We start from the raw sequence: 14423 nt of genomic DNA, 5'->3' as shown, positions 1-14423 counted from the left end.
GGCGGTCGCCCGGGCAGCAGCCTGATGGTCTGCCGACTTGTGCGCGTGCCGAAGCGCAGGATATGCTTACGCAGGCGAAGCTGCAGCCTTGCCAATTGCCACCGGGGAGTCACCATGCGCCACCTTGCAGGAATTGTCGGAATTGTAAGCGCTCTGAGCTGTTGCGGACGGTATTCGACACCCTTGGCCAGTGCGTCAGCGGTGATCGCCTCCAGCACTATGGCTACTATGAAAGTCGCGAGCGACTCTCGAATCTCCCCTCCCCCCTCGCGGGGGAGGGGTTGGGGGAGAGGGGAAACGGTCTTGACTTTCATCATCGGGTGTGTCTTGCAAAATCATGACCGTTTGACCAGATGCTGCCCACCCAGATGCGCGCGCAGGCAGTGAGGATGCTTGACGACAGGCCTGGCCTGCAATCGATCTGGCTCTTGCGGCCACCTTGAGGAGCCATATCCTGTGAAATTTGTGTTTGTGGTGCTGGTTTTGCTGTTTTCAGGATCAGCTTTTGGCGCGGCCTCTCCTGCGCTCGGTACACCGGGCGAATGGCCGAATACTTCGCCGATCCTGAGCGGCCGAGCCAGCTTTTACGGCACCGCATTTAGCGGGCGCAAAACGGCTTCCGGCGAGCATTTTGATCACCAGACCATTTCGGCAGCAAGCAATCGCTTTCCCCTGGGCTCGCTGGTGGCCGTGCGCCGGATCTTGTCCGCGCGTTGCGTGGTGGTCAGGATCAATGATCGCATGGGACATCGCAGCCGGCTGATCGACCTGTCACGTGAGGCGGCGGTACGTCTCGGAATGATCGAGGCCGGCGTCACCGAGGTGGAAGTCGTTGCCCTGCCCAAATACCTGAAAGGCCACGAAAACGCCTGTTTGCTCGCCTTTTTGCCACCGCTGCACCTGCACGCCAGCGACGGGCAAGATACCGGAATTGCGAAGAAGTAAGATGGCCTGCAGCCGCGGGCCGAGTGGCTCGCCAACGAGGGAGGAATACGAAGTGAAGGAAATCGAACTGCCCAGGGTCAAGAAATCGGTCGCGCTGTCCGGCGTGGTCGCCGGCGACACGGCAATCTGTTCGGTGGGGCGGGTCGGCAACGATCTGTATTACCGCGGCTACGATGTCATTGCGCTCGCCGAGCATGCCACTTTCGAGGAAGTGGCCTATCTGCTGCTCTATGGGCGCTTGCCGAGTCTGACCCAGCTCAACCAGTACAAGAAGAAACTCAAGACGCTGCGTGGGTTGCCGGTGATGCTGCGACCGATGCTGGAGAACCTGCCGGCCTCGGCGCATCCGATGGACGTCTTGCGTAGCGGTTGCTCGGCGCTCGGCACGATTCTGCCGGAGGCGCAGGACCATAACCCCGGTGCTGCGCGCGAGATTGCCGATCGGCTGATTGCCAGCTTCGCGTCGATGCTGCTCTACTGGTACCACTGGTCGCATAATGGCCGGCGTATCGAGACCGAGACCGATGACGACTCGATCGCCGCGCACTTCCTTCACCTCTTGCGGGGCAAGGCTCCGACGGCGCTGCAGGCGAGCAGCCTCGACAAGTCGCTGGTGCTCTATGCCGAGCACGAGTTCAACGCCTCGACCTTTGCCGCCCGGACGATCAGCGGCACCGGTGCCGACCTGTATGCGGCGGTCAGCGGTGCCATCGGCGCGCTCAGCGGACGTCGGCACGGTGGTGCCAACGAGGTTGCTTTCGAGATCCAGAGCCGCTATAACGACGCCGAACACGCCGAGCAGGACATTCGCCGCCGTCTTGAAAACAAGGAAATCATCATCGGTTTCGGGCACCCGCTGTACACCATCGCCGATCCGCGCAACAAGGTCATCCGCTCCGTCGCCCAGCAATTGTGCACCGCTGGAGACAACCTGGTACTGTTCGACATCGCCAGTCGCATCGAGGCCGTGATGTGGGAGCAGAAGCGCATGTTTCCCAACGTCGATTGGTTCTCGGGTGTGGCGTATCACATGCTGGCCGTTCCGACACCAATGTTTACGCCCCTGTTTGTCATCGCCCGCACCAGCGGCTGGGCGGCGCACGTCATCGAGCAACGCATCGATGGAAAAATCATCCGACCCTCAGCCAACTACATCGGGCCGGAGGCACAGGAGTTCGTCATCCTGTCAAAACGAAGCTGAGTATTCCACGAGGCATCCGTTTTGCAGCAAGAGAAACCGACATGAGCACACGCATTCCCACCACTCGTCCCGTACCGGACCGGGTTCTGGTCGATATCGCCGACTACGTCATCGACTTCAAGGTCGAGTCGAGGGCGGCTTTTGAAACGGCGCGTTATTGCCTGATCGACGCTCTCGGTTGTGGCCTCGAAGCGCTCGCCTACCCGGCCTGCAGCAAACTGCTCGGGCCGATCGTCCCGGGCACCGTCGTTCCCGACGGTGCCCGGGTTCCCGGCACCGCATTTCAACTCGACCCGGTGCAGGCGGCCTTCAACATCGGCACCCTGATTCGCTGGCTGGACTTCAACGACACCTGGTTGGCGGCCGAATGGGGGCATCCTTCGGATAATCTCGGGGGTATTCTCGCCACTGCCGACTGGTTGTCGCGAAGCCGCGTCGCCAGCGGGCAGGCGCCGCTGCAGATGCGCCAAGTCCTCGAAGCGATGATCAAGGCCTACGAGATCCAGGGCGTGCTGGCACTTGAAAACAGCTTCAATCGCGTTGGGCTGGATCACGTGCTACTGGTCAAGGTGGCTACTGCCGCGGTATGTACCTGGCTGATGGGCGGCGGGCGAGAGCAGATCATCAATGCCGTTTCGCAGGCTTTTGTCGATGGTCAGCCGCTGCGCACTTATCGGCATGCGCCGAATACCGGTTCGCGCAAATCCTGGGCGGCCGGCGATGCCAGCGCGCGTGGTGTGCTGCTGGCGTTGATGTCACTCAAGGGTGAAATGGGTTACCCGACGGTGTTGACTGCCCCGACCTGGGGCTTTTATGAGGTTCTGTTCAGGGGACAGCCATTCCGCCTGTCGCGTCCGTATGGCAGCTACGTGATCGAAAATGTGCTGTTCAAGATCAGTTTTCCTGCCGAATTCCATGCCCAGACGGCGGTCGAGTGTGCGGTGGAACTGCATCCACAGGTGCTTGGACGGATCGATACGATCTTCAGGGTGCTGATTCGTACCCACGAATCCGCGCTGCGCATCATCGACAAGAAGGGGCCGCTCTTCAACCCCGCCGACCGCGACCACTGCCTGCAATACATGGTCGCCGTTGCACTGATCAAGGGCCGGCTGACTGGCGAAGACTACGAGGACGCAGCGGCTGCCGACCCACGCATCGACGCGCTACGTGCGAAGATCGAGGTCAGCGAAGAACCGAGGTTTTCGGCGGACTACCTGGACCCGGCCAAGCGCTCGATCGCCAACGCCGTGCAAGTCGTATTCGCTGATGGTAGCCGGACAGCAGAACTGATCTCCGAGTACCCGCTTGGGCACTGTCGTCGCCGTGCCGAAGGTATTCCCGTGCTGGTCGAGAAATTCAGAACGCATCTGGCACGCCGGTTTTCTCCGGAGCAGCAAAGCCGCATCGAAGAGTCTTCGCGCGACGTATATCAACTGGGAGCCCTGGCAGTGCACGATTACCTCGACCAATATGCACCCTGATCGGCACTCATCGATCGGACTCCTGCGCACCTTCCGATGAGCAGCGCCCTGGCAGCAGTGGTGCAGCATTTGCGTGGCCATCGTCAGTCTGCGATCGGCCTGGAAGGTCTGCCCTGCATCCCCGTGGCGGCGGCGGGTGTCCTGACCCTGTTCGGTCCGCGCGAGTTCCGTGCGGCACTTCTCGAACGTATTGCCACGGCCAGCCAGCGAATCCTCATCTCGGCGCTCTATTTGCAGGATGATGAATCCGGCCGAGAACTGCTGGCGGCCCTGTATGCCGCCAAAGCAGCGCGCCCATACCTGCAGATCGCGATCTTCGTTGATTGGCACCGTGCTCAGCGGGGCCTGATCGGCAAGCTGGCAAGCGCCGGCAATGCTGCCCTCTACGTTGAAATGGCTCGCCGCCTCGGCCCTGGCGTCCCGATCTACGGCGTGCCGGTGCAGGGTCGGGAATGGCTGGGTGTACTGCATCTGAAGGGCTTCGTCATCGATGACAGCCTGCTCTACAGCGGCGCCAGCATCAATGACGTCTATCTGTATCGCCAGGATCGCTATCGCCTCGATCGCTATCATCTGATCGAGAATCGCCCTCTTGCCGATAGCATGGCTTCGCTGCTGACGCGGATCCTGCAGGTCAATGCGGCGGTATGCCCTCTCAATACCGAGTCGCGGCCAAAAACGCCTGCTCTGCGCGGTGCGATTGTCAAGCTTCGCCGGCTTCTTGCGAAAAGTCGCTACCACATCGTTGCCGGGGCTATCGGCAGCGGCGAAGTGGGAATCACGCCGCTGCTCGGTTTCGGTAGTCGCGAAAACCAACTCAACGCAGTGATTCTGCAGTTGATCCAGCGCGCCGAGCGACGTCTGGTGTTGTTCACCCCTTATTTCAACCTGCCCCGCGTGGTTCGCCGGGCCATCGACGAAAAAATCCGGCAGCGCTGCCAGGTGACGATCGTCGTCGGCGACAAGACCGCCAACGATTTCTACATTCCTCCTGAAGAGCCCTTCACGACGATTGGCGCACTGCCTTACCTCTACGAAACCAATCTTCGCCGCTTCTGCAAGACTCACCAGAACGCCGTCGCCCAGGGATTGCTCGATCTGCAACTCTGGCGCCACGAGAAGCACAGCTTTCATCTCAAGGGCCTTCTGGTCGACGACGATTACGCGCTGATCACCGGCAGCAACCTCAATCCGCGCGCTTGGCGCCTGGATCTCGAAAACGGGCTGCTGATCCACGATCCCGAGCGCCGTCTGATCGCTCAGCACCATGCGGAACTCGATCGCATCCTGGCGCACACGCGCCGACTCGATGATTACCGCTCGCTAGATGATATCGACAGTTACCCGGCGCCGGTGCAGCGCATCCTCAAACGCCTCGCGCGAACGCGCGCGGACCGTCTGGTGAACCAGGTGCTTTGATCTTGGCAATCAGACAAACCCGATGCCGACTTCGGAGAGCCCCACGAGATCGATGTTGATCGCGTTCTGCGGGGTTTCGGCGGCCATCACACCCAGGCTGGCCGGTGTGTATGTGCCGTTGTCGAGCAGCTTGGTGAAGAACGCCAGCGCGTCGGGCGGGGGCGCGCCGCCGGTCACGTTGGTGTATAGCAAAGTCACCACCGCCTCGTGGCTGGCGCCTGTGCCGAGCCGGGCATCCAGCGCCAGTTGCATCAGATCCTGGTAGGACATGCCGCCATCGAGCAGGCCGAGTCCGATGCCGACATAGGCGAGGTTGTCGACCGAGGCTGCGCCGAATACTGCTCCCAGGATCTTGGCGGTCGTTCCGGCATTGCCATCGATGTCGATCGCCAGCTTGTGGTCGGAAAAATGCAGGCGTTCGACGCCGTACAGGAGGTCGTGGCCATCGTTGCCAGAGGTGTCACCCACCGACCAGCCGCCGTCCACCACGCCCACCGCATAGCGGTCGGCAGGACCGCTGTAAGTGGCGGCGTCCTTGCCGGCGCCACCACTCAGCCTGTCGTCGCCGGCCTTGCCTTCGAGCAGGTCGTTGCCACTGCTGCCGGTCAGGGCGTCGGCAGCGGCGGTGCCCACCAGGTACTGCCCGCTGCCGCCCTGGCCGAGCGCGCCACCCAGACCGTCACCCCCATAGAGGAACATCAGTGCCGCGATGTCGTAGGGTGAATAGTCGCGGTAGGGCCCACCGACATGGGTATAGGACATCAGCGTGTTCGCCGTGTTGTCGTCGGCTCTGCTCAGGCGCACGCTGCCTTCAAAGGAGTGCTTCAGTCCCAGGGCGTGGCCCAGCTCGTGCAGGAGCACCTCGTAGCCGTTCGAACCTGCAATGGGCGCGTTGTTGCTGGCTGCTAAGTTGGCGTTGTCAAGATAGATGTAGGCGTCCGCCGTGTACGCAGTGATCGTGTTGTTACCGTCGAAAGCATAGTTGCTGCGCGTTGTGCAAAGGCCCGCAGTGCTGCTGGAGATGATGTCGGCAGCAGCGAAGTGGATGTCGGCTGCAGCACCGTCGGCGGTGGCCACGAAGTGGATGCCGGTGATTTGCGCCAGTCGCTGCAGGGCCTGCACCGCGGCAGTCTGCTGTGTGGCATTGAAGGCCACCGGCGTGGTGCTGATCTGGCTGCCCATGTCGCTGCTATTGCCGCCGTTCAGTGCGAAGGTATAAAAGAGCGTGTTGCGTGCAGGGGTCAGCCAGTTCCAGCCGGGGCCTGTATTCAAGAGGGCATCGATATGGATCAGGCCGGAAGCGGCCTGTGTGTTGACGTCGGTGACGGTAGTCATGGTACGCTCTTCAAGGTGGGTCGGTGGGCGCCGAGGCGATACTCAAGGCGACGGTTTCGGCACGGAGAGCCGTTTTCGTTCCTGTTTCACCTCGTATAAGCCTGATCGGAAATCAGATACTGCACGACGATCTGGGAGGCGATGGTGAGCAGCGCGATGAGCGACAGAGCAGTGATGTAGCGCCTGCGCAACTGATCGGCCGTCAAGGCAGCATTCAATGCGGGGATGGATTCGTTGTTCGGCATGTACTCACTCTCACAAGCCTCTCGTAAACCCGCACTGCAGCTGATTTTTTCGTTGCTGAGGCGAATTCTGGTCTTCTTACAGCAATTCTTCCAGCCGCAAACGGATGATCCGGCCTTTGACTGCCGGCAGCGCCTCGATGCCGGCAATCGCGGTGTCGATGTTGCGCTCGACCGTCTTGTGGGTGAGCATGATGATGTCGGTCTGCTCTTCGCCTTCGCCGGGTTCGCGCTGGATCATGGCGACGATCGAGATGCCGTCGTCGGCGAGGATGCGCGTCACGTCGGCAAGCACCCCTGGGCGGTCTTCGACGCGCAGGCGCAGGTAGTAGCTGCTGACCACCTCCGAGATCGGCAGAATCGTGAGATCGACCATCGCGTCGGGCTGGAAGGCGAGATGCGGGACGCGGTGCTCGGGGTCGGCGGTATGCATGCGCGTGACATCGACGAGATCGGCGATGACCGCCGAAGCGGTCGGTTCAGCGCCGGCGCCCTTGCCGTAGTAGAGCGTGGCGCCGACGGCGTCGCCCTTGACCAGGACCGCGTTCATCGCCCCCTCGACGTTGGCGATCAGCCGTTTGGCGGGGATCAGGGTCGGATGCACGCGCAACTCGACGCCCTCGGGGGTGCGTTTGGTGATGCCGAGCAGCTTGATGCGGTAGCCGAGCTGTTCAGCGTACCGGATGTCGGCCGCGTCGAGCTGGCTGATGCCTTCGATGTGCGCCTGCTCGAAGCTCATCGAGTTGCCGAAAGCGATCGCCGACATGATGCTGAGCTTGTGCGCGGCGTCCACGCCCTCGACGTCGAAGGTCGGATCGGCCTCGGCGTAGCCGAGGCGCTGCGCTTCCTGGAGCACCGTGGCAAAGGACAGGCCCTTGTCGCGCATCTCGGAGAGAATGAAGTTGGTGGTGCCGTTGATGATGCCGGCGATCCACTCGATGCGGTTGGCGGTGAGACCTTCGCGCAGTGCCTTGATGATCGGGATGCCGCCAGCGACGGCGGCCTCGAAAGCGACCATCACGCCTTGTTTCTGGGCAGCGGCAAAAATCTCGTTGCCGTGCCTGGCGAGCAAGGCCTTGTTGGCGGTGACCACGTGTTTGCCATTGGCGATCGCCTGCAGTACGAGTTCCCTGGCGACCCCGTAGCCGCCGATCAACTCGACGACGATGTCGACCTCCGGGTCGCTGACCACCGCAAAGGCGTCGTCGGTCATCCGGCAGTTTCCACCGGTGAGCTGCCGGATCCGTTCGCGGTCCTTGTCGGCAACGACACTGATCTGAATGGGGCGGCCGGCGCGGCGGGTGATTTCTTCAGCGTTACGCTGGAGAACGGCGTAAGTACCGCCACCGACGGTGCCGATCCCGAGAAGTCCAACGTGGATAGGTTTCATAGTGCAGTCACGAGTAAGAAGTAAGGAGTAAGGTCGTGGAGAAAGCGACCGTGAGGAAGCTGCGGGGTGGACATGCCGCGCTACGCCTGTGTTCCGGCGCGCTTGCGATAAGCGGCGAGGAAACGCGCGATGCGGGCAATGGCATCGCGCAGATCGTCTTCATACGGCAGGAAGACGAGGCGGAAGTGATCGGGTGACGGCCAGTTGAAGCCGCTGCCCTGGACCAGCAGGACGCGCTCTTCCTGCAGCAGTTCGGCGATGAATTCCTGATCGTTGTCGATCGGATAGATCCGCGGATCGAGGCGCGGGAACATGTACAGCGCTGCCCTTGGCTTGACGCAACTGACTCCGGGGATGGCCGTGATCAGTTGATACGCGAGATCACGCTGGCGACACATGCGGCCTCCCGGCGCAACCAGATCGTCGATACTCTGATAGCCACCGAGCGCGGTCTGGATGGCGTGTTGTGCCGGCACGTTGGCGCACAGGCGCATCGAGGCGAGCATGTCGAGGCCCTCGATGTAGTCGCGCGCCTCGCGCAGGTCGCCGGAAATCACCATCCAGCCGGCGCGATAACCACAGGAACGGTAGTTTTTCGACAGGCCGTTGAAGGTCACCGTCAGTACGTCCTGCGAGAGCGAGGCAATCGCCGTGTGCGTGGCGCCGTCGTAGAGGACTTTGTCATACACTTCGTCGGCGTAGATGATCAGGCCGTGTTCGCGGGCGATGGCGACCATCTCGCGCAGCACACTGTCCGGATACAGCGCGCCAGTCGGGTTGTTGGGGTTGATCACCACCAGCGCGCGTGTCCGCGGTGTGATCCGGGCGCGCAGATCGTCGAGGTCGGGCAGCCAGTCATTCGCTTCATCGCAGAGATAATGGCACGGCGTGCCGCTCGACAGGCTCACCGCAGCCGTCCACAAAGGGTAATCAGGCGCCGGCACCAGCACCTCGTCGCCGGCATTGAGCAGGGCGTTCATGGCCATCACGATCAGTTCGGAGACGCCATTACCGATGTAGATGTCTTCGAGCACGACGCCCTTGATATGCTTCTGCTGCGTGTAATGCATGATCGCCTTGCGCGCCGCGAAAATGCCTTTCGAATCCGCATACCCGGCCGCACTCGGCAGATTGCGGATCATGTCGAGCTGGATTTCCTCGGGTGCCTCGAAGCCGAAAGCCGCCAGGTTGCCGATGTTCAGCTTGATGATGTGGTGGCCTTCGTCTTCCATCTGCTTGGCCTTCTGCAGCACGGCGCCGCGAATGTCGTAGCAGACGTTGTCCAGCTTGTTTGATTTGCGTATCGCTTTCATTGTCTTGGCCTAGAGCAGGCCGTCCTTCCTGAACATGTCCTTGATGCCGCGAATCGCCTGGCGGGTGCGTTCCTCGTTTTCGATCAGCGCGAAACGCACGTGATCGTCGCCGTACTCGCCGAAACCGATACCGGGAGACACCGCCACCCGCGCCTCGTTGAGCAGCTTCTTGGCAAACTCGAGCGAACCCATCTGCTGATAGGCAGCGGGAATTTTCGCCCAGATGTACATCGACGCCCTGGGTATCTCGACCATCCAGCCGGCTTCGTGCAGCCCTTTGGCAAGCACGTTGCGACGACCCTGATAAAGTTGGCGCACTTCCTCGACACAGTCCTGAGGACCGTCAAGCGCGATCACCGAGGCGACCTGGATCGGCGTGAACGTGCCGTAGTCGTGATAACTCTTGATGCGCACCAGGGCGTTGCACAGTTCCTGGTTGCCAACCATGTAGCCGACCCGCCAACCGGCCATGTTGTAGCTCTTCGACATGGTGAAGAATTCGACGGCGACCTCGCGTGCGCCTTCGACCTGCATGATCGAGGGTGCCCGGTAACCGTCGAAGGTGATGTCGGCGTAGGCCAGGTCATGCACCACCAGAATGTCGTGCTGCCTGGCCAGAGCCACGATACGCTCGAAGAAATCCAGGTCTACGCAGCGCGCCGTCGGATTGCTCGGAAAGCCGAGAATCATCATTTTTGGTTTCGGAATCGACTCGCGGATGGCGCGTTGTACCTCCTCGATGAAGTCGACATCCGGCGTCATGCGTACCGACCGGATGTCGGCGCCAGCGATGATCGCCCCATAGATGTGAATCGGGTACGACGGGTTGGGCACCAGGACGGTATCGCCGCGATCCAGGGTGGCAAGCATCAGATGCGCGAGGCCTTCCTTCGACCCGATGGTCACCACGGCTTCGCTGTCCGGGTCGAAGCTGATGTCGTAGCGCCGCTGATACCAGTCGCAAATCGCTCGCCGCAGGCGTGGAATCCCCTTGGAAATCGAATAGCCGTGCGTATTCTCGCGCAGCGCCGCTTCGACCAGCTTGTCGGTGATGTGCTGCGGCGTCGGGCCGTCCGGGTTGCCCATGCTCATGTCGATGATGTCTTCACCGCGCCGACGGGCGGCCATCTTCAACTCGGCGGTGATGCTAAACACATAGGGGGGCAAGCGTTTGATGCGCGAAAACTCTCTCATGATTCAGTCTCTGGAAATGGTCTGCGTTCTTGACGAGCCATCGATCAGCATGTGGCACAGGCAGTGATTGCGCGTTGCCGGCGTCTGAACGTGATCAGCAAAAAAGCTATAATCCTACTTTATCGTATTGCGCACCGCAATTTTCATGAAACTGCAACTCGAGAACACCAGCGGTCTGAACACTTTTACCGCTTACGGAGAAGACTACGTCAGCGTGAACGGCGTCCGTCACCACTGCAATCTGCTGGTGCTGCCCGATCGCCTGCTGCCAAACTGGACGCAGGCGACTTTCGAAACACTGAGCGTCGCCGATATCGAACTGCTCGCCGCACTGGATTCCGAAGTCGTTCTGCTGGGTACTGGCCAGCGGCTGCGCTTTCCGAGCCCGGAACTGATGCGACCATTGCTGCGAGCACAGAAGGGGATCGAAGTGATGGATGTTCCGGCCGCGTGTCGCACCTACAACATTCTGATCGGTGAAGGACGCAAGGTCGCCGTCGGCCTGCTCCTTGTCTGAGCGCGCTCGGCGATCGCCGGCAGGTTTTGCCAGAACACAGCCACGGTTCCCGTGCCGATGAAGCGAATCGCCCTCAAGATCGACGTCGACACCTGCCGCGGCACGCTGGTTGGTGTGCCGGCGTTGATCGAGATGCTGCAGCGGCACGACGCTGCCGGCAGTTTCTTTTTCTCGCTCGGTCCGGACTGCAGCGGTCGGGAAACGCGCCAGGCCTCGCCAGGCCGTTACTACGATCTCCGCACTCGCCTCTACGGGCTGCTCCTGCCGGCACCGGATATCGGCAGGCGCGGCGCCGAGAGCATGCGGCAGGCACATGCTGCCGGTTTTGAAGTCGCCATCCACACCTGGAATCGCGTGCGCTGGGAAAGCCGCGTCTACACTGCCGACAACGCCTGGATCGAAGCCCAAATGGCGCAGGCCTACCGACGTTTCGAAGCGCTTTTCGGCGAGCCACCGCAGGCGCACGGCGCTGCCGCTTGGCGGATGAATCGCCATGCTCTGCGCCTGACACAACGCCTGGGCTTTGCTTACGCCAGCGATTGCCGGGGGAAATTCCCGTTCATCCCGGTCATTGACGGCGAACTCGTGCACTGCCCGCAACTTCCGACGACGCTACCCACCTTCGACGAACTGCTGCTTCCGGCAGCCGCGTCTGTGGATCAGGCCGTCGAGCGGCTTCTCGAAGAGACCGGCAATACCGGCGGCGAGCACGTGTTCACTTTGCGTGCCGAACTGGAGGGGATGAAGTTCGGCAATGCTTTCGAGCGTCTGCTCGTCGAGTGGAAAAACCAGGGTTATCAACTGGTTGCTCTGCGCGACCTGCTGAGTTCGCGCAAGCTCGCGACCCTGCCGCGTCACAACGTCATATTTGCCGAGATCCCGGGTCGCTCCGGTACGCACATGCTGCAGGGCGGCGCATTTCTGCCGCCTGAATGAAGAAGGGCGGCCAAGGCCGCCCTTCTGTGCAGGACACGATCAATCGCGATCGCCACTGAAGGCCATCAGCAGATTCAGCAGGCTGACGAAAACGTTGTAGATGTCGAGATACACCGCCAGCGTCGCCGAAATATAATTGTCTTCGCCACCGGTGATGATCCGGCTGATGTCATAGAGAATGTAGGCAGAGAAGACCATCACCGCGATTGCCGAGATGGTCAGCGACAAGGCCGGGATCTGGAAGAAGATGTTGGCCACGGCTGCCAGCAGGACGACGATCATGCCGATGAACAGAAATTTGCCGAGGAAACTGAAATCCTTCTTGGTCACCGTGGCCACCCCGGCGAGCGAGAAAAAGATCACCCCCGTCCCGCCCGCGGCCATGGCGATCAGCGAACCGCCATTGCTGAAGCCAAGCGCCACCTGCAGGATGCGTGAGAGCATCAAGCCCATGAAGAAGGTAAACGCGAGCAAGAGCAGCACGCCCACGCCGCTGTCCTTGGTGCGCTCGATGCCCCACATGAAACCGAAGGCGATACCGAGGAAAAGCAGGAAAGACAGCATCGGGCTGCCAGACAGGAACGAGAACTGCATCTGTACGCCGACGAGCGCGCCGAGGACGGTTGGAATCATGGTCAAGGCGAGCAGCATGAAGGTATTGCGCAGAACCCGGTTCTGCTGCAGCGCAAGTTCGCCACTGGCCTGGCCGGTCATCTGAAATTGGGGTTGCATGGTGTTCCTCCTGTTGATGGAAATGCGATTACGCGCTTAAGACTAGCCAATTAACGGAAAAGTTTCAATACTGGCGCTTCGCCGCTTCGCCTGAGCCAGCGGAGCAAACTGCTCGATCCGCTCCCCGGAGCGGGTCGTCCCGCTGTTGAGGTAGCGCAAAGCTGGAAATTCTGCGAAGGCTCGCCGACTACGTTGGCAGAGTGGCAGCCGTGCTATCATTCGCGCTGCTGCAGACGCGTGGCCGCTCCTCACAGGAGCAGTGCCCAGTCTCCAGCGCCGTGCAGGAAGCTTGGCAGAGTGGTCGATTGCACCGGTCTTGAAAACCGGCATACCGCAAGGTATCCAGGGTTCAAATCCCTGAGCTTCCGCCAGTATTTGTTCGGCCAGGCCGGATCGGCGGAAGGCTTCAATGACTCTGAAATTGCGGCTGTCCGCGCGCATGCAGAAATGGCGTCCTCGCTGCCACAAGGCGGCGAAGAGCCAGGAGGCCGGCTAACCGCGGTCGAGCACCAGAAGGTCGTTGGGGTGGAGTTTGTCGAGGGGTTCGAAGAGCCTCTGGCGCTCGCCGACGTCGGGAGTCTAGCGCTTGGTGGCCAGAGTCCTCTCGATCCCGGGCAGATAGAGCGCGAAGCCCATGGCGTCGACCACAGGGCGGACGAATGGCTTGCCGAACCGGGTCAGGCGCAGGACCTTGGCATCGCCGGCCACCACCCGCAACCCGTGCCCGAGAGGAAAGCCGAATTGCGCATCGACCAAGGCGAGGAAATGCTCGTTGAGCAGCCCGAAGGCGATAGCCGACACCTGCTTCCGGGCTTGGGCAAAGGCCTGCGCGGAGATTTCTCGCAGCGTATGCGTTTACGGTTGGCCACCCTTGCGCTTCCACAGGCGGCTGAAGTCGAAATCGAAGGCACATTTGGACAGTTTGAAACAGTGAGTTTCGTCGTGGAAGTCGCCGACCTTGCGATATTCCCCCTCCACAAGCCGCCACACTTTGGCCTTTTTCGCTTCCGGGTAGACCAGCACGTAATGGGGTACGCCTTCCGTGCGGTAAAGTTCGAATTTGACAACTTCATCCCGGCGGGTAGTCTTGGGCGAGATGACTTCGAAAATCAGATCAGGGGCGCGGGTCAGCCGTTCACTTTCAGGTTGGTAGCAGATCACCAGCACGTCGGGTCGGACGACGGTGTCTTGCGCAAATTCCACGTCTATTTCAAACACCGCTTGGCAGTACGGGCAATCGTCGAGCGATTCGTCAAGTTGCCGAAATACGGCGGCGCTTACCTGCTGATGATCGAAGCTAGGCGACGGGACCATTGCAACCGGTTGGCCGTGAATCAGCTCCCAATCACCTTCCCATTGCAGGTAATCCTGCACCGTGTAGGCTTCTACTGCTGGCTGCATGGACATAGCCTTCGTACTCCCTTCGTTTGAAAGCGGATAGAAATCCAACGGAGCCTCAGAAGTGTATGAAGCCCGGTACATGGCCGTCAAGGCAGGGGGCGGGAAGACCTCATGGATCCGCGCGAGCAACAGCGCCCAGGCGTAGCGGGCGGCGCGCCGGTGGATCGCTTCCACTTTCCCCGGTGCTTCCTCTGTCCCCGGACGACCGGCCTGGTGTGGTGCTTGGCGCAGTGGTCGCAGCTGCCGCCGGCATACTGTGTAGCACCCAACGCGCCTGCGGGCAAAGTCACCGGCCTCTTGCAGAGAGTACCCGT

General features: G+C 61.2%; 14 protein-coding genes and 1 tRNA gene. 7 read left to right on the top strand and 8 right to left on the bottom strand.

From position 1 onward, the window contains the following. Positions 1-465 precede the first annotated feature (465 nt). From V5B59_RS06560 to pssA, 4 genes are read left to right on the top strand one after another with little or no spacing between them, the layout of a single operon-like run. Positions 466-945, top strand: coding sequence for a septal ring lytic transglycosylase RlpA family protein (locus V5B59_RS06560; protein WP_308240032.1), 480 nt, complete (start codon positions 466-468; stop codon positions 943-945). A 52-nt stretch (positions 946-997) separates the two neighbouring features. After that, complete coding sequence (gene prpC / locus V5B59_RS06555) at positions 998-2146, top strand: bifunctional 2-methylcitrate synthase/citrate synthase (RefSeq protein WP_169069113.1); 1149 nt, start codon at positions 998-1000, stop codon at positions 2144-2146. 41 nt (positions 2147-2187) lie between these two features. Then, positions 2188-3630, top strand: coding sequence for a bifunctional 2-methylcitrate dehydratase/aconitate hydratase (locus V5B59_RS06550; protein ID WP_169069112.1), 1443 nt, complete (start codon positions 2188-2190; stop codon positions 3628-3630). A gap of 36 nt (positions 3631-3666) precedes the next feature. Beyond that, positions 3667-5049 carry a CDP-diacylglycerol--serine O-phosphatidyltransferase gene (gene pssA / locus V5B59_RS06545; RefSeq protein ID WP_169069607.1) on the top strand — a complete coding sequence of 461 codons (1383 nt, stop codon included), beginning with the start codon at positions 3667-3669 and terminating at the stop codon, positions 5047-5049. A gap of 9 nt (positions 5050-5058) precedes the next feature. Here the strand turns inward: pssA and V5B59_RS06540 are convergent, their stop codons facing one another. From V5B59_RS06540 to alaC, 5 genes are all read right to left on the bottom strand, one after another. Next, entirely contained in the window at positions 5059-6384 is a 1326-nt protein-coding gene (locus tag V5B59_RS06540) for a matrixin family metalloprotease (protein ID WP_169069608.1), read from the bottom strand. A gap of 86 nt (positions 6385-6470) precedes the next feature. Further along, the gene (locus tag V5B59_RS06535) at positions 6471-6629 is read right to left on the bottom strand and encodes a hypothetical protein (protein WP_169069609.1); all 159 of its coding nucleotides are present in this window, start codon (positions 6627-6629) and stop codon (positions 6471-6473) included. Between the two features lie 76 nt (positions 6630-6705). Next, positions 6706-8016: a homoserine dehydrogenase gene (locus V5B59_RS06530; RefSeq protein ID WP_169069610.1), complete on the bottom strand. Its 1311-nt coding sequence runs from the start codon at positions 8014-8016 to the stop codon at positions 6706-6708. Positions 8017-8096: 80 nt separating this feature from the next. Next, a complete protein-coding gene (locus V5B59_RS06525) occupies positions 8097-9329 on the bottom strand; it encodes a pyridoxal phosphate-dependent aminotransferase (RefSeq protein ID WP_169069611.1) in 1233 nt (410 codons plus the stop codon). Between the two features lie 9 nt (positions 9330-9338). Beyond that, the gene (gene alaC, locus V5B59_RS06520) at positions 9339-10523 is read right to left on the bottom strand and encodes an alanine transaminase (protein WP_034916145.1); all 1185 of its coding nucleotides are present in this window, start codon (positions 10521-10523) and stop codon (positions 9339-9341) included. 145 nt (positions 10524-10668) lie between these two features. Between alaC and V5B59_RS06515 the strand changes: the two genes are divergently transcribed. Together V5B59_RS06515 and V5B59_RS06510 are read left to right on the top strand one after the other, a co-directional pair. Then, the gene (locus tag V5B59_RS06515) at positions 10669-11040 is read left to right on the top strand and encodes an Mth938-like domain-containing protein (protein WP_034916152.1); all 372 of its coding nucleotides are present in this window, start codon (positions 10669-10671) and stop codon (positions 11038-11040) included. A gap of 57 nt (positions 11041-11097) precedes the next feature. Further along, the gene (locus tag V5B59_RS06510; protein ID WP_169069612.1) at positions 11098-11976 is read left to right on the top strand and encodes a polysaccharide deacetylase family protein; all 879 of its coding nucleotides are present in this window, start codon (positions 11098-11100) and stop codon (positions 11974-11976) included. Positions 11977-12015: 39 nt separating this feature from the next. Here V5B59_RS06510 and V5B59_RS06505 read toward each other — a convergent pair whose 3' ends face one another. After that, a complete protein-coding gene (locus V5B59_RS06505; protein ID WP_034916141.1) occupies positions 12016-12708 on the bottom strand; it encodes a Bax inhibitor-1/YccA family protein in 693 nt (230 codons plus the stop codon). 283 nt (positions 12709-12991) lie between these two features. On the opposite strand from V5B59_RS06505, the gene V5B59_RS06500 reads away from it, so the two are divergent. Further along, positions 12992-13079 (top strand) — tRNA-Ser (locus V5B59_RS06500). A gap of 208 nt (positions 13080-13287) precedes the next feature. On the opposite strand, the gene V5B59_RS06495 is transcribed toward V5B59_RS06500, so the two are convergent. Both V5B59_RS06495 and V5B59_RS06490 read right to left on the bottom strand, forming a co-directional pair. Continuing rightward, positions 13288-13509 carry a hypothetical protein gene (locus V5B59_RS06495; RefSeq protein ID WP_169069613.1) on the bottom strand — a complete coding sequence of 74 codons (222 nt, stop codon included), beginning with the start codon at positions 13507-13509 and terminating at the stop codon, positions 13288-13290. 54 nt (positions 13510-13563) lie between these two features. After that, positions 13564-14283: a Uma2 family endonuclease gene (locus tag V5B59_RS06490; RefSeq protein ID WP_308240067.1), complete on the bottom strand. Its 720-nt coding sequence runs from the start codon at positions 14281-14283 to the stop codon at positions 13564-13566. Positions 14284-14423: the final 140 nt, after the last annotated feature.

The sequence above is a fragment of the Candidatus Accumulibacter contiguus genome, assembly GCF_036625285.1.
Taxonomy (GTDB): Bacteria; Pseudomonadota; Gammaproteobacteria; order Burkholderiales; family Rhodocyclaceae; genus Accumulibacter; species Accumulibacter contiguus.
The sequence above is the reverse complement of the archived record's forward strand: the minus strand, read 5'-3'. Positions and strand labels throughout refer to the sequence as shown.

Coding starts and splice junctions, on each gene's coding strand:
- V5B59_RS06530 (WP_169069610.1), bottom strand. CDS start 8,016: ATGAAACCTATCCACGTTGGACTTCTCGGGATCGGCACCGTCGGTGGC.
- V5B59_RS06510 (WP_169069612.1), top strand. CDS start 11,098: ATGAAGCGAATCGCCCTCAAGATCGACGTCGACACCTGCCGCGGCACG.
- V5B59_RS06535 (WP_169069609.1), bottom strand. CDS start 6,629: ATGCCGAACAACGAATCCATCCCCGCATTGAATGCTGCCTTGACGGCC.
- V5B59_RS06550 (WP_169069112.1), top strand. CDS start 2,188: ATGAGCACACGCATTCCCACCACTCGTCCCGTACCGGACCGGGTTCTG.
- V5B59_RS06515 (WP_034916152.1), top strand. CDS start 10,669: ATGAAACTGCAACTCGAGAACACCAGCGGTCTGAACACTTTTACCGCT.
- V5B59_RS06525 (WP_169069611.1), bottom strand. CDS start 9,329: ATGAAAGCGATACGCAAATCAAACAAGCTGGACAACGTCTGCTACGAC.
- V5B59_RS06540 (WP_169069608.1), bottom strand. CDS start 6,384: ATGACTACCGTCACCGACGTCAACACACAGGCCGCTTCCGGCCTGATC.
- V5B59_RS06505 (WP_034916141.1), bottom strand. CDS start 12,708: ATGCAACCCCAATTTCAGATGACCGGCCAGGCCAGTGGCGAACTTGCG.
- alaC (WP_034916145.1), bottom strand. CDS start 10,523: ATGAGAGAGTTTTCGCGCATCAAACGCTTGCCCCCCTATGTGTTTAGC.
- pssA (WP_169069607.1), top strand. CDS start 3,667: ATGAGCAGCGCCCTGGCAGCAGTGGTGCAGCATTTGCGTGGCCATCGT.